Genomic DNA, 15,210 nt, shown 5'->3' with positions numbered 1-15,210 from the left:
TGTAATTCGCCAGAACAGCTGATCTTTTCTGACCAGAATTGAAATTAAGCAATATTTTTTAGAGTAAATACTTTAAACAGGCAGGATTTATTGTATAATGGCGCCGTCTTAGCGATAAGACACCCTGTTGATTTAAATTATTAGCTTCTCCCCGATTGCTATAACCGACACTTTTTAGTGTCGGTTTTTTTATGGCTGCCCGGCGGCTTAACCCACCGCATCCGGATTAGTGTCAGTGCTGAACCAGTGGTCCAGGGTTTGTTCAAATTCGGTCATACCAATTTTGGTTAAAGAACTGAACATATGTACTGTGACATCCCCCATAAAAGCCAGCGAGGCTTCCCGCACTTCCAGCAAGGTCTTTTTGCGGGCACCCGGCCCCAGCTTATCGGCTTTAGTCAGCAAAATAAGCACCGGTAACTCGCTTTGTACCGCCCAGTGTACTAATTGCTGGTCCAAATCTTTTAGCGGATGACGAATATCCATCAAAACCACCAGGCCCTGTAAACTCTGGCGCTTTTCCAGATATTGCGACAGTGACTTCTGCCATTTTTCTTTGACCGCCAAAGGTACTTTCGCAAAGCCGTAGCCGGGTAAATCTATCAGCCTTTTGTTCTCAGCAAAGACAAACGTATTAATAAGTTGGGTACGACCTGGCGTTTTACTGGTTCGGGCTAAACTATTTTGCCGGGTCAGCGTATTTAAAGCACTGGATTTACCCGCATTGGATCGACCGGCAAAAGCAACTTCAATACCGCTGTCGGCCGGTAATGCCTTAATATCAGGGGCACTGGTTAAAAAAGTCGCTTGTTGGTAATTGAATTTTGCTTTGTACACTGCCTGCTCCGGCGGTTAAATTTGGGCCATTGTAACGGATCTGGCGGATCGGAAGAAGCTTTTGCAACACAGATGGGATTTTACTTTGGGCAGTTTCGTGTAAAATGGCTGCACTTATTCTTATAAACGAACTTGGTTGCCAGTTTGCTGGCGGTTTAATGCGGACAGAGACGGATATAACATGAAAAAACTCGTACTTCCACTGACGCTGTTAATCGGTTTAATCGGTACAGCCCATGCCTTTGATGGCGATGCTGAAGCAGGCAAAGAAAAATCAACTACCTGTGTAGCCTGTCATGGTACTGACGGCAACAGCATGGTAGATATTTATCCAAAAATAGCCGGTCAGCATGCTGAGTACCTTTATAAGCAGTTAACTGATTATAAACTTGGTATGACGAGCGGCGGTAAAGAAGGCCGTAACAATGCCATCATGTTCGGCATGGTAGCTAGTCTGAGTGATCAGGATATGAAAGATCTGGCCGCATACTTTGCTTCGCAACCGATGAAAAGTGGCACGACACCAGAAGATGTTATTACCAAAGGTCAACAATTATATCGCGGTGGCGACCAGGCCCGTGGTGTTGCAGCCTGTATTGCTTGTCATGGCCCGCGCGGTGTGGGTACCAGCCTGGCGGGCTTTCCAAAAATATCCAGCCAGCATGCCGCCTACCTGAAAGCAACCTTGCTGGAATTTCGCGACGGAACCCGTGCCAATGACATGAATGGTATGATGGGTGATATCGCCAGAAAATTAACCGATGAAGATATTGAAGTGCTGTCGCAGTATTTAGGCGGCCTGCACTAAGTTACCTGGTATTGAATAATGTCCTGCTGACGGGGCTTCAGCCCCCGTCACCACTTTTTTTGTGAGATATCTCTTACAACAATGTAAGAAATCTGCCATTTCATAAAAAACATTGAACTTTTCTCACTTTTTGAAAAACTTCTAACTATTTGATTTATATAAATTAGCTGAATAATAAGCGATTAAAATTGCATTTTTTTTCAGCAGAGACTTGTCATCTGCTCAGATCAGAGTAAATTAAACCCAGTTACGTTTAGTAACAAATAACAACAGGGAATTGCGCAAGCGGCAAGGAAGTAAGTGCCGGTATCGGTACACTCTATTTGGCATCAGGAAGGTGCATAGCGTTGCAAAGCGCCCACGGATGAGTAATAAAGTACCAGGACGGTCGTGAAGAAGAAAGTTTTTTACATGGAAGATAAGCAACAATATAGGGAACTTGTACTAACAGGGTCGTTGTAAACGCATCAGGATGATTTAGCGAAATTGAGAGAAGTGTCCACCTAGACACAAGTATACGGGGCGATAAGGCTATCTTATCGCCCTTTTGTTTTTTACAATACTGTATTTTTAAAATCAGGCTTGTCCTGAAGAACCTGTTTTATTGAGGTCAATAATGGCGCTGCCTGCCAATGCCAACTGCCCGCTGTGTCGGGCAACCGCGCCACAGTTATATCATCAGGATAAACAGCGCAGTTATTTCAGATGCCATCTTTGTGCCCTGGTTTTTGCCGATCGTGCCAGTTTACTGAGCCGCGACGCTGAATATGCCCAATACCTGTTGCATAATAACGATTTGAACGATGCCGGCTATCGCCAGTTTCTGTCCAGGTTAAGTGAGCCTTTACTGGCCAGACTAACCTGCGTTGGCCATAGCGGTCTCGATTTTGGCTGTGGGCCGGGCCCGTTGCTGGCTAAAATGCTGACGGAAGCCGGTCAGCAAATGCAGCTATGGGACCCTTACTTTGCCTACAACCCGGCAGCATTGCAGTGCCAATATGATTTTATCTGTTGTACGGAAGCAATTGAGCATTTTGTTAACCCCTATCAGGAATGGCAACTCTGGATGCAATTGCTGAAACCAGCCGGGCTGCTGGCTATCATGACCAAACGTTACACCGATTCAGCGGCATTCAGTGGCTGGCATTACAAAAACGACCCGACTCATGTCAGCTTTTTTCACCATGATACTTTCAGCTGGCTGGCAACTCAGCACAAAATGACCGCTGACTTTGTGACGAATGATGTGGTGATCCTGCAGAAAACTGGTTAAAATACGCGCCCTTTTTTACAGGTATCCTGTTATGACGCGTCAAAAGAAAAGTCGTAGTACCGGCAACAATGGCCAACGCCATTTGCCAGCAGCGGAAGCCCGCAAACTGCGCCAGCCCAAAGAAGAAACCAAGAAAAAAGGCGCGGGCAAAAAATCCGGTAGCCGTAATGCCATTGTTGAACAGAACACTCAGCAGCAAGCAGGCCATAGCGGGCCGAAAGACCCCAGAACCGGCAGTAAAAAACCGATAGCACTGGTCGCTGAACCTGCAATAACGCCGCAGCTGAAACCAGATTTGCAACCTAAAGCCAGGTTAAGTAAAGCCACAGTGCCGGCTTTAACTGCGGCTGAAGAGCTGGCAATGATTGAGAATGACACCCTGTTACAACAGTTGCTGGAGCGGGTGGAAAATAACGAAGTGCTGACCGGTAAAGATGCAAAGTATTTTAATGCTAAAACAGCCAGAATGGAGCACCTGCTTGAGCAACTCGGTCTGGCGGAACAAACTGATATTGCCGACGATGACGATCCGCTGGCTCAGTTTGAACGTATAGACTGGCGCAAGTCTATTTTAGGTGACGAGGATTAATGCAGAACCCCTGGCTAGTGATACTGTTAGTGTTAGCCGTAGTAATTATTGCCGGCCTGGCATTTTATGCCGGCAAGTTGTTATGGCTGGTACAGCAACAGAATAAGCAGCAAGCAGCGCTACTGGAGAAACAACAGCAGCAACAATTGCAAAATCAACAGTATGTTGAGCAAAGTATTTATACTATTTGCAAAGCGGTGGATGCCGGCCAGTGCGAGCTGTCCGAGGGGGCACTGCGGGTATGGGTGTTGCTCAACCGCTTACCTGAACAACAGCAGGGGCCGCTGGCAACCGATTATCCGGGTATTTTTCAGATGTATCAGACGGTGAAAGATATGCCAACCCACCAGGCGCGGAAACAGCAAAGTAAACAAGCTACTCAGGCGCAAGACAAGCAACGTTTGCAGGCAGAGCAAACATTAGCAACCCAGATTATGGCCGACACCAGCAAGTTGCTGCAGCGCTTTAAGGCAGGGTAAAAACTGAAAGCCGGACTTAACGCTGCTGTGATGCCTTAAGTCCGCCGGAGCCCCTGCTTTACTGCTTATAGATTTTGCCCGCTTTCATCACAAAACTGACTTCGCCCATCACAGTAATATCCTGCAACGGGTCGCCGGACACTGCAATGATATCAGCAAATTTACCGCCGCTGATACTGCCCAGTTCAGCCTCTACGCCCAGTAACTTCGCACCCTCAATAGTTGCTGACTGAATAGCAGCCATTGCCGGCATGCCAGCTTCGGTCATATAAATAAATTCCCGCCAGTTTTCACCATGTGGAAAAACACCGGCGTCGGTACCAAAAGCGATTTTCACTCCGGCCTTATAGGCGTTGCCAAAGGTTTGCTGGATTAGCTTACCGATATTGGCCGCTTTGGGTCGCACCAGTTCCGGAAAGAAGCCACTTACTGCCGCCTTTTCTGCCGCCCATTTCCCGGCACTGATGGTGGGCACATAGTAAGTCCCCTGCTTGCGCATCAGGGCAAAAGTAGCGTTATCCATAAAGGTGCCGTGCTCAATTGAATGGACGCCGGCTTTGATTGCCCGCTCCATCCCCTCTTTGCCATGCGCATGCACTGCGACTTTCATCTCATAGTCTTTAGCCGTTTGCACCACCGCAGCCAGCTCAGCATCAGTAAACTGCGGATTGGTGCCACTTTTCGCCACGCTCAGCACACCGCCGGTCCCGGTAAGTTTAATCAGATCAGCACCTTCTTTATAACGCTGCCGTACAGCTTTACGGGCCTCTTCCGGTCCATTAATCACGCCATCTTTCGGCCCGGGGTCGCCCATTCTGTTAAAAGCAACACCGTTAGTCGGATCCGCATGCCCGCCGGTGGTGGCAATAGACTTGCCTGCAGCGTAAATTCTCGGGCCATCAACATAGCCCTGATCAATCGCTTTACGCAGTGCCACGCTGATATGGTAACTGTCACCCAGCTCCCGCACTGTGGTAAAACCGGCCAGTAAAGTTTTCTCGGCAAATACCGCACCGCGCAGCGCAAAATCGGCTTCATTCAGCCGCTGCCCCTCACTGTATACTGTTGGACTGAACTGGGTGTAAAAGTGAGTATGCATGTCCATTAAACCCGGCATAACAGTATGTTGACTGAGATCTATCAGCATATCGTCCGCCGCAGGCTGGCGAAAGCCTTTCTCTACTGACGAGATTTTCTCCCCATCAATAATAATAGTTTGTTCAGTCAGTATTTTACCGTCTTCAACATTAATCAGCTTGCCGGCGTGGATTAATGTTGCTGCACTGGCAGCAGTAGCGTTAATGCTCAGACAAATGGCGACAGATAATAAGGCTTTGCGCATAGTGTGGTTTCCTTACAGTAATTATTGCACTGTGCACCTGGCCGCCAGAGGTTAGCAACCAGCCTGCGATACAGCCCAGTTTTTGTACGTTGAGTGGCTAACTCAGACCAACACGCCCAGCGTAAACGGATAACCAGCACTTTTCAGCTGATAATGACTGGCACCATTCCAATGCACTTCGCTGCATTGTTCAATTAGCTGATAATACGTATTGCGGTTTAAACGGGCTGATAAACCGCGCCATAATTGCAGATAGGGTAACTGCTGTTGCTCAAATGTCTTTAAACGCAGCGGATACTGCGGCGTGACACTAACAGCATCACCAATATTAGTGGTCAGTGTTAGCAAAGGCCCGTTTACCGTGTCCTGCCACTGGCTGGCAACCACCAGGAAAGGGGCGTCTTCAACCTGGATCCGTACTTTTTCTACCGGCGTTTGTAAATAATATTGCTGTTGCTGGCAAATCAGGACTGAAGCAAATAGCCGCACCATGGGCTGGCGGCGGATTTCACTGCCCTGATACAACCAGCGGCCATCAGCAGTGATCCGCAGCGGCAAATCGCCACAAAATTTGGGTTGCCAACTCTCAACCGGCGCAAGATTGGGGCACTGTAACTGCTGTTGAAGTGACGCTAGATCCATGTCATTACGGGTATTTACTGAACGTGATCTTAACCATAGAGGGAGGACGTAGCAGGGTCAAGCCAGGCAGAATGAGTTTGTAGGTTTAAAAAATAATGGGGTGACTGATGGGGCTCGAACCCACGACAACCGGAATCACAATCCGGGGCTCTACCAACTGAGCTACAGTCACCGTCGCATTCGTCAATTATTCTAGCTAAATTTACTTTAGCAACCAAGTTTTTTTAGCTTTTTGCCGGCCCGGCGTACCATCACAGGCTCAAGATTGCTAAACTTGCCAACAGGCTATAACAAGCTGACCTGAATTGTTTAACAAAGGGGTGGGTAATGGAAGAGATAAACACGTTTTTTCAGGAAAACCATGAAGTAATACTGGGGTATCTGCTACAACTGGTGGCAGCGATTGTCATCTTTTACGTGGGTAGGATTGTCGCCAGAGGGATTTCGCGCCTGCTTGAGCGAGGCCTGCTTGCGCGCTCAGTAGATAAAGCAGTTGTCGCTTTTCTGGTCAGTATTGTTTATGCCGTGGTACTGATTGCCACTGTATTGATGGCTTTATCGCAAATTGGGGTACAAACTACCTCGTTTATTGCCATTTTAGGTGCCGCTGGTCTGGCTATTGGTCTGGCACTGCAGGGTTCACTGGCAAACTTTGCCTCTGGTATCTTAATTATTCTGTTCCGGCCATTCAAAGCCGGCGACTTTATCGATGGCGGTGGTGTTTCCGGTACTGTTGAAAAAATAGAGATTTTCCAGACTCAGATGACAACCCCTGATAATAAACGGGTTATTGTTCCCAATGCCCAGATCACCGGAGGCCCGATTACCAACTATTCATCAGAGCCTATTCGCCGGGTTGATTTGGTGATAGGCATCAGCTACGACTCAGACTTACTGCTGGCGAAAAAATTACTGGAAGAGATTCTGCAAAATGATGAGCGGGTACTGGCCGACCCGGCATTCAGCATTAAGGTTGGCGCACTGGCTGACTCATCAGTGAATTTAAATGTGCGGCCCTGGGTTAACTCAGCCGATTACTGGGGCGTTTACTGGGACACTCTGGAAAAGGTAAAACTGACCTTTGACGAAAAAGGCATAGGTATTCCATTCCCGCAAATGGATGTGCATCTGATTAAAGAGCAAGCAGCTACTAAGGAGTAAGCATGAAGTTATTCACTGTCCTGGCGCTTGGCAGCCTGGCTGTCAGCAGCGCCCTCAGTGCGCAGGACGCAGGAACTGATGAGACAAAGGTATGGCAAACCTCAGCCGAACTGGGCGCCATTACCACCTCTGGTAACACCGTTGGCACATCGATCACCGGCAAAATTGATGCCCGTCAGGAACTGGAATCCTGGAGTAACCAGTATATTTTCAGTGCCTTCTTTAAAGAAGACGAAAAAGAGGATGCTGACGGTAATACTGTTACAGAACGATCGGCTGAACGTTACCTTATTTCGGCCAAAGGTGCCTATAAACTGGATACTGAGCACGATAACCTGTTTATAATTGGCTCGCACACCCGAGATGAGTTTGGTGCCTTTGAAAAATATAATACTGTTGCAATCGGTTATGGTACCCGGCTTTACGACGCTGAGACCCAGCATCTGGATGTGGAAATTGGTCCGGGTTATTTCAGCGGTACCCGGGCAACCGGCGAGTCAGAAAGTGGTTTTATCGTCCGTGGTGCGGCGGCGTACAACTGGCAAATTAGTGAGTCAGCGGCATTCAGCCAGACCCTGAGTGTTGAATACGGTGATGATAACACCCGTACCATTGCAGAAACTGCCCTGACCGCCAAAATTAATGGTGCCATGCAGATGAAAGCGGCTTTTCTGGTACAGAACGATTCTGACGTACAGCCTGATAAAGAAAACACCGACACCCAAACCTCGCTTACCCTGGTCTATTCTTTTTAACCTGATCGTGCCTTAGCCGTATTGTCGGCTAAGGCATTCTTATTTAATAAGAATCTTTTCAAATTAGTTTTTTAATTCAAATTTATAAACTATGCTTAAATTCATAACCGCCTATTAACGGCGCATCGCTATTTGTACCAGAGATGTAACCAATGAAACAAAGCCGCTCAGCCAGAATGTTACGTCTGTACCCGATTATGGGTGTGCTGATGTATATACTGCTTGGCGTTATCTGGATATTGTTTAGCGACCACTTACTGCTGATGCTAACCGACAATCAGGAACAACTTCTCCGTTATCAAACCTATAAAGGGTTATTTTATATTGGTTTAACGGGATTACTGGCCTGGTTGCTGTTACGTCAGCATCAACGGCTGACGGCGTCATTGCAAGCCAGCGAACAGGCGTTCAGCCAGACTTTTGATCATGCCGCTGCCGGTATTGCCCACGCGGCTCCTGACGGCCGGCTTTTGCGGGTAAATCAGCATTTCGCCGACATGCTTGGCTACAGCCCGTCCGAAATGGTTTGTATGTCGTTTCAGCAAATCACTCACCCGGAAGATTTAGATCAGGATCAGCAGCAATTTAATCAGCTATTGCAGGATAACATCAACAGCTACACCTTAGAAAAACGTTATTTTAACAAAGCAGGCCATACCATCTGGGTAAAGCTGGCAGTTGCCAAAGCAGCAGACACCCATAACGACAGACCTTATTTTATCGCAGTAGTCCAGGATATCTCTGCTCAGAAACTGGCAGAGCAACAATTGCTGGAAAGTGAGCTGCGTTTCAGAACCCTGTTGGATAATGCGCCGCAAATTTCGGTTCAGGGATATGACCAGTTTGGTACCACCATTTACTGGAACCGGGCCAGCGAGCTTATTTATGGTTACAGTAAAGAGGAAGCATTGGGCCGCAGCTTGCTGGAATTAATTATCCCGGAGGAGGCTCACTCTGAAGTGCGCCAGGCCATGACCTATATGGCAGAACATGCTGAGCCCATTCCGGCAGAAGAACTGACACTGAAACGCAAAGATGGCTCGCTGATCTCGGTGTTCTCTAATCACGCCGTAGTTAAACTACCCGACCAGCCGCCACAGATTTTCTGTATTGATATTGACCTGACAGAACGCAAGCGCCAGGCGAAAGAGCTGGCCTTTTTAGCTGAATTCGACCCGTTAACCCAGTTGCCAAACCGCCAGCACTTCAGTAACCGCTTAACCAGTGCCGTTAAACTGGCTAAGCGCAACCAGCAGTTTCTGGCGGTAATGATCCTTGACCTCGACCATTTTAAAGACATTAACGACAGCTTTGGCCACCAGACCGGCGATAGTCTGCTACTGCAAGTAACGGAACGGCTTAACCTTTGTTGCCGGGAGACCGACACCCTGGCCCGGTTGGGCGGAGATGAGTTTGTGTTTCTGGTCGAACAGCTGGGCCAGCCGGAAGACGCTGCCAGAGTGGCGGACAAAATTTTGCAGCAACTGCACGCCCCTTTTACCCTTGGCGAACAAACAGATGTCAATGTGGCGGCGTCCATCGGCATTTGTATTTATCCGATTCATGCCGACAGTGCCGAAGCATTGCTACAGGGAGCCGATGCCGCGCTTTACCGGGCAAAAGCCGATGGCCGCAATACCTATAGTTTTTATTCAGACAGCCTGACCATGCAGGCCAGAGCGCGGCTGGTGCTGGAGCAACGCTTACGAAATGCCATGAAACAGAACCACTTAACCTGTTATTACCAGCCGCAATTGGATATCAGCAGTGGCCGGATTATCGGTGCTGAAGTGCTGTTACGCTGGATAGATCCAAGCGAAGGCGTAATAAGTCCGGATACCTTTATTCCGCTGGCCGAGGCCAGCGGCCTTATTCACCCGATTGGTCACTTTGTGCTGCAACAGGCTTGCCACCAGGGCAAGGCCTGGCAACTGGCGGGTCTGGCCAATATTAACCTGGCGATCAACGTCTCAGCACAGCAATTTAATAAAGGTGATCTGCAGCAAAAAATAACCAGCATTCTGCAGGAAACCGGCTTCGATCCAGCCTGTCTGGAACTGGAAGTTACCGAAAATGCCCTGATGGGTGACGAAGATGTGGTGATCAAAACCATGCTCGCCCTTCGCGCCCAGGGCGTTAAACTGGCAATCGATGATTTTGGTACCGGTTATTCTTCCTTGGCCTATTTAAAACGTCTGCCACTGGATGTCCTGAAAATTGACCGGCGCTTTATTGAGAACCTGCCTGAAGCAGAGGACGACCAGAGTATTGCCAAAGCAATTATAGATCTGGCACATAACCTGCGCTTTAAAGTGCTGGCCGAAGGGGTAGAAACTGCCGAGCAACTGGCTTTTTTAAGGCAGCAGCGCTGTGATTATTATCAGGGTTATTATTTCAGCAGGCCGGTACCGGCTGCTGAATTCGCTGAACTGCTGAAAAAGCAGCGCGGTACGGTATAAATGGCTTTAGTTACTGACTGATCTGAATTTGACTGAAACCCAACCCCTGTTGTTTTTCCAGTTTTATTTGTACCGGCACCCGCTGTTTCAGTGCTTCCACGTGACTGATAATGCCGATCATCTTACCACTGGCATTGAGCTGATCCAGCACAGCCAGCGCGCTTTCCAGGGTATCTGCATCCAGGGTACCAAAGCCCTCATCCAAAAATAGCGAATCGATGCTGGTTTTATTACTGACTAAGTCTGACAGAGCCAGTGCCAGTGCCAGACTGACCAGAAAACTCTCGCCACCCGATAAAGTTTTGGTATCACGAGCAGCATCGGCCTGCCAGGTGTCCAGCACCTGCAGCTCCAGTTCTGCGCTCGGGTGGCGTGCCAGCTGGTAGCGGTTGTGCAGCAACTGCAGCTGCCGGTTGGCCAGCACCACTAATTGCTGCAACGTCAGGCCCTGGGCAAAGCGCCGGTACTTGGCGCCATCAGCCGAACCAATCAGACTGTTCAGCCGTTGCCACACCGTCAGTTGCTGCTCTGCCCGGGCAATCTCTGTCAGCAGGCTTTGCTGTGCGTCGCGCCGCGGCTTATCACTGCTTAGCTGATGTTGTAACTGGCCCTGCTGCCCGGTGAGCTGCTGCACCTGATGTTCGAGCTGCTGGATTTGTTGCTGCAGCTGCGATTCGCAATCGCTGCTGAGCTGTTGTCTGGTGAGCTCGTCTAAGCGTTGCTGCCGGTCGTTTAACAGCCGGTTGCCGGCAACCTCAGCTTGTTGCAATTTCTGTTGTAACTCAGTGAGTTCAGTTAGCTCAGTATCGCTAAGTAAGGCATGCAGAAAAGCCGCTTCGTCGGTAAATTCACTGGCAGCAATAGCCTGTTGCCATTGTTGTGTGGCCTGCTGCTGTTCGGTTAGGGCCTGGGCCAACTGATGCTGTAATTGTTGCTGCTGCCCTTCCAGACGCTGCATTTGTTGTTGCTGCTGTTGCAACCGGCTTGTCAGATCAGCCAGGTCATGCTCCGAAATAGCAATTTTGGGCTCGGCATGTTGCAGAGCCTGCCACTGTGTTTTCCAGCGTGCCAGCTCGCTGCTACGTGTCGCTTGCTGCAAAGCCAGATTTTGCTGTTGCTGGCTGAGCAGAGCCAGCTGATGAGTTATTTCAGTTTGCCGGCGTTCTGTTTGCTGATGTTCAGCTGCCAACTGCTGTAACTTTTGTTGCTGCTGTTCCAACTGGCTAAGCTGTTGTTCAGTGGCTGTAAGCTGTTGTTGTAATTGTTCGCAAAGCTCGCTCAGCCTCTGCGTTAAATCAGCGTCATCTGCTGACTGTGCCTGGTCAACCAAACCTTGCAGCAGCGGTTGCAACTGGCTTTGCAGCTCGTCCATCTCTGTTTGCTTTGCCAACGCCTGCTGTTGCAACTGCGTTATTGCACTGTTCAGCTCTACCTGACGGGTGCGTGCGGCCTCGCCTTCGGTTTGCACCCTGCTTAACTCCACCTCTTTTTCGACCAGTTGTTTCGCCGCAACCGAACTATCCAGCTGCTGATACTCGCTGACTGCCGGGTGCTCGGTGCTGCCGCACAGCGGACAAGGCTGCTCTGGCTGCAAATTCACCCTGTGCTCTGATAACTGCATAATCAGTTGCTGTTGTGCTAACAACTGCTTTTTATCGCTAATTTGTTCAGTCAGGCTTTTAAAGCGGTTGCGCAAGGTACTCAGCTGCTCTGCCAGCGGTGCCAGTTGCTGTTGTTTATTGCTAAGCTGCTGCTGCACGTCCGCAAGTTGCTGCTGCCATTTCTGCTGCTGCGCCAGCAACCGCCTGGCCTGTTGCAGCTGATATAAACCTTCCCGTTGTCGCTGGTATTGCTGGCGTAATGTTGCCGCATCAGCCCCCTGCGTCAGGCTTGCCAGCTGTTGTTTCACATCTGCTTGAGCCTCGGTTTGCTGTTGCAACGTTGTTGCCAGCATGCGTTGCTGTTGCTGCAGTTCCTGCTGCTGTTGGCTGAGCTTGTGCTGTTGCTGCTCTGCCTGCTGCTGATCTGCCAGCAAGCATTGCCAGCCTTGCCACAACAGCGTGGCTTGCGCAATGCGGCCCGCCTTAATTTCTTGCTGGAGCTGGTGCTGGTTTGCCTGCAAGTCTTGATGGCGCTGTTTCGTCTGTTGCAATGCCTGGTAAAGCGGTGCCAGTTTACTGGCCGGCTGGTGGTTTTTCAGCCGGGCGAGCTTTGGCTGTTGCCGGGTCTGTTCAGCGCTGAGCTCTGCGACCTCCTGCCGGCTTTGTGCCAGGGCCTGCTCCGCTGCTGTAACGTGCTGACGCCATTGTAGTATCTGCCGCTGCTGGTTAAGCGCCTGTTGCTGTTCGCTTAGCTGCGCTTTTACCGTCGCCAGCTCAGCGGTTAACGCTTGCTGCTGCTGTACAGAAAGTAGCTCAGTCGCCGAGGCTTTTACCTGGAGTAGTTCCAGCGCAGTTTTCTGCTGCCGGGCATCACTAAATACCTGCTCGGAGATCCGGCCGTAAATATCGGTGCCGGTCAGCTCTTCCAGTAATTCAGCCCGCTCATTGGCGTCAGCATTTAAAAAAGCGGCAAAACTGCCCTGCGCCAGTAACATTGATTTGGTAAAACGAGCAAAATCTAATCCGGTCAGCTCGGTAATCAACTTTAGTTTTTCATTGATTTTTTCAGCGAGAATGGTGCCATCCAGCCGGGCCAGCTCTACTTTTGCTGGCTGTAAATTGCCGTCGCTCTGACCGCGGGCGCGGCGCTGACTCCAGAATGCCCGGTAGCCCTGACCGGCTACCTCAAACTCGACTTCTGCCAAACATTCGCTGCTATGCCGGCTCATCAGCTCGTTGCTGGTAGGTGATGTTTTTATGCGGGGAGTCTGATGATATAACGCCAGACATATCGCATCGAGGATGGTGGTTTTACCGGCGCCGGTCGGGCCGACTATGGCAAATAAACTGGCGCTGTCAAACGGCGGCAGCCGAAAATCAATGGTCCAATCGCCGCGCAACGAATTCAGGTTTTGCAGTCGCACCGCCAGAATTTTCATGCGCGGCTATCCTTATTACCGGCTGTGGCATCGTTATTGGTAGCCTCAGTATGCTGCGCCTTGTCCTGCACCCTATCTAACACCTGCTGATGCAGCGCTGTCAGTTGCTGTTGCTGCTCTGCGGTTAATACTTCATCTGCAAGCCTGGCCTGCCAGACATCGGCCGGCGACAGTTCAGCCAGGCTGGTTTGCTTTAGTTGCTGCAAATTAGCACCACTGCTGGTGCGCTCGCGGCGCAGCCTCAGTAGCTCTACCGGCAGATCGCGGAGTAGCTGTTCTACCCGGGGCTGCAAGTCGGTCAAATAGCCATCGCTGCTGTTGATTACCACTTCCAGCCATAAGCTGACATCATCGGCTAAGGTATCCAGCAGCGGCTGTAGCATCACCGGCAAACTGGCTAAATCGGTTTTAATACTGGCCAGCGGCTGAAAGCACGGGATAGCAACACTATTGATGGTTTTTTCGCTGCCGTTAAACTCAATTAACCACAACTGCTTTTGCTGGCGGGCTTCATCAAAACTCAGCGGTATCGGCGAACCGCTGTAACGGATATCGGTGCTACTGTTCAGCTGTTGTGCCTGATGAATATGGCCCAGCGCAATATAGTCGGCAGCCGGAAACTGGCTCGCCGAAAAAGCCTCTAAAGTACCGATATAAATATCGCGTACCGACTCTGACTGGCTAACGCCGACAGTGGTTAAATGACCGGTCATGACTATCGGCAATTGCAACTGATGTTGTTTATTGTATTGCTGTGCCAGTGCAAATAACTGCTGGTAGTGGCGGGCGATGGCCTGTTGCAGATCCTGTTGCTTTTGCTGGCCACTCTGACCGGCCTGGCTTTGCAACACATCGCGCGGCCGGATAAATGGAACCGCCGCCAGCAAACAGGCTGGTGCGCTATGCTGCTTTCCTTGCGACTTCTCTGGCACAGCATGCAGTACCAACAACTGATCAGCCAGGTCAGCCGGAATAGCAGGCATCACAATAGCATTTAGCCTGGCCAGCAGCTGTTTGCTTTCGGCCAGTACCGCCGGCGAATCGTGGTTGCCGCCCAAGATCACCAGCTGGCATCCCGTTGGCTGTAAATCAACAATAAACTGGTTATACAGCTCGCGGGCATAACTGGGCGGGGTGGCTGTATCAAAAATATCGCCGGCGACAATCAGCGCATCAATGTTCAGCTCGCTCACCTGCGCCACCAGCCAGCGCAAAAAAGCCGCATGCTCAGCAGCGCGGCTTTTACCAATAAAGTGCTGACCTAAATGCCAGTCGGATGTATGGAGAATTCGCATGTCAGCACTATCCGTTTAGAGATCCCGCTCAGAGAACAGCCAGGCCAAAGTAAAAAGCCTGACTGAGCAGGCTTTTTGGTTATCTTACAGTTGGTCAAAACGGGACTATTACACTTACCAGAGTGTAAAGACAGTTATCTAATAAAATCAGTACGTTTACCAAGAATTACTCCCCGCTAAGTTCAAAATGTAAAGACGCCCTCAAAAACACCAAACGACTTTACATTTACCCATTTTAAACACGCCCAACGTGGTTCGACTCTACATTTTATGTATCGAGCGTCGGCCATTTTCTGTTATTTTACTACACAATAAAACCAAGCATACATATACTGTTCTTGTACCATATTGACCTAAAATTCGCTCGTAGTCACTATAAAAAGCGATCTCTAATCGACTGTTTAAGGCACTCTAAACCAAAAACTAAACTGCTCTGAGGTAGCTAAATCTGTTAGAAAGCAACTCGTAAGATACTTTTTAAAAAAAATTTGCGATCGAAATGTATAATTAGATATTAATGAATGTGCTCT

12 protein-coding genes and 1 tRNA gene are annotated in these 15,210 nt (G+C 49.5%); 7 read left to right on the top strand and 6 right to left on the bottom strand.

Going from position 1 to position 15,210, the window contains the following annotated elements:
* Positions 1-207: 207 nt before the first annotated feature.
* Positions 208-837: a ribosome biogenesis GTP-binding protein YihA/YsxC gene (yihA, locus tag KG631_RS07815; RefSeq protein ID WP_213997647.1), complete on the bottom strand. Its 630-nt coding sequence runs from the start codon at positions 835-837 to the stop codon at positions 208-210.
* A gap of 181 nt (positions 838-1,018) precedes the next feature.
* Between yihA and KG631_RS07810 the strand changes: the two genes are divergently transcribed.
* The 4 genes from KG631_RS07810 (at position 1,019) to KG631_RS07795 (ending at position 3,986) form a co-directional block, all read left to right on the top strand.
* Positions 1,019-1,645 carry a c-type cytochrome gene (locus KG631_RS07810; RefSeq protein ID WP_213997646.1) on the top strand — a complete coding sequence of 209 codons (627 nt, stop codon included), beginning with the start codon at positions 1,019-1,021 and terminating at the stop codon, positions 1,643-1,645.
* Between the two features lie 616 nt (positions 1,646-2,261).
* On the top strand, positions 2,262-2,918 hold the full coding sequence (locus KG631_RS07805; protein ID WP_301003685.1) for a methyltransferase domain-containing protein: 657 nt from the start codon (positions 2,262-2,264) through the stop codon (positions 2,916-2,918).
* Positions 2,919-2,949: 31 nt separating this feature from the next.
* The gene (gene yihI / locus KG631_RS07800; protein WP_213997645.1) at positions 2,950-3,507 is read left to right on the top strand and encodes a Der GTPase-activating protein YihI; all 558 of its coding nucleotides are present in this window, start codon (positions 2,950-2,952) and stop codon (positions 3,505-3,507) included.
* The gene (locus KG631_RS07795) at positions 3,507-3,986 is read left to right on the top strand and encodes a DUF2489 domain-containing protein (protein ID WP_213997644.1); all 480 of its coding nucleotides are present in this window, start codon (positions 3,507-3,509) and stop codon (positions 3,984-3,986) included. Before yihI ends, KG631_RS07795 begins: the two co-directional genes overlap by 1 nt.
* Positions 3,987-4,044: 58 nt before the next feature.
* Here KG631_RS07795 and KG631_RS07790 read toward each other — a convergent pair whose 3' ends face one another.
* The 3 genes from KG631_RS07790 to KG631_RS07780 form a co-directional block, all read right to left on the bottom strand.
* Positions 4,045-5,328, bottom strand: coding sequence for an amidohydrolase family protein (locus KG631_RS07790; RefSeq protein WP_213997643.1), 1,284 nt, complete (start codon positions 5,326-5,328; stop codon positions 4,045-4,047).
* A gap of 102 nt (positions 5,329-5,430) precedes the next feature.
* A complete protein-coding gene (locus tag KG631_RS07785; protein ID WP_213997642.1) occupies positions 5,431-5,970 on the bottom strand; it encodes a DUF1285 domain-containing protein in 540 nt (179 codons plus the stop codon).
* A gap of 96 nt (positions 5,971-6,066) precedes the next feature.
* Positions 6,067-6,142, bottom strand: a tRNA-His gene (locus tag KG631_RS07780).
* A gap of 155 nt (positions 6,143-6,297) precedes the next feature.
* On the opposite strand from KG631_RS07780, the gene KG631_RS07775 reads away from it, so the two are divergent.
* The 3 genes from KG631_RS07775 (at position 6,298) to KG631_RS07765 (ending at position 10,345) form a co-directional block, all read left to right on the top strand.
* Positions 6,298-7,131 carry a mechanosensitive ion channel domain-containing protein gene (locus tag KG631_RS07775; protein WP_213997641.1) on the top strand — a complete coding sequence of 278 codons (834 nt, stop codon included), beginning with the start codon at positions 6,298-6,300 and terminating at the stop codon, positions 7,129-7,131.
* 2 nt (positions 7,132-7,133) lie between these two features.
* Entirely contained in the window at positions 7,134-7,886 is a 753-nt protein-coding gene (locus KG631_RS07770; protein WP_213997640.1) for a DUF481 domain-containing protein, read from the top strand.
* A gap of 152 nt (positions 7,887-8,038) precedes the next feature.
* Complete coding sequence (locus KG631_RS07765) at positions 8,039-10,345, top strand: bifunctional diguanylate cyclase/phosphodiesterase (RefSeq protein WP_213997639.1); 2,307 nt, start codon at positions 8,039-8,041, stop codon at positions 10,343-10,345.
* A gap of 10 nt (positions 10,346-10,355) precedes the next feature.
* Here KG631_RS07765 and sbcC read toward each other — a convergent pair whose 3' ends face one another.
* The gene (gene sbcC / locus KG631_RS07760) at positions 10,356-13,385 is read right to left on the bottom strand and encodes an exonuclease subunit SbcC (protein WP_213997638.1); all 3,030 of its coding nucleotides are present in this window, start codon (positions 13,383-13,385) and stop codon (positions 10,356-10,358) included.
* The gene (gene sbcD, locus KG631_RS07755) at positions 13,382-14,680 is read right to left on the bottom strand and encodes an exonuclease subunit SbcD (protein WP_213997637.1); all 1,299 of its coding nucleotides are present in this window, start codon (positions 14,678-14,680) and stop codon (positions 13,382-13,384) included. The genes sbcC and sbcD overlap by 4 nt, the downstream gene beginning before the upstream one ends.
* Positions 14,681-15,210: the final 530 nt, after the last annotated feature.

This window comes from Arsukibacterium sp. (assembly GCF_018402695.1).
Lineage (GTDB): Bacteria > Pseudomonadota > Gammaproteobacteria > Enterobacterales > Alteromonadaceae > Alishewanella.
The sequence above is the reverse complement of the archived record's forward strand: the minus strand, read 5'-3'. Positions and strand labels throughout refer to the sequence as shown.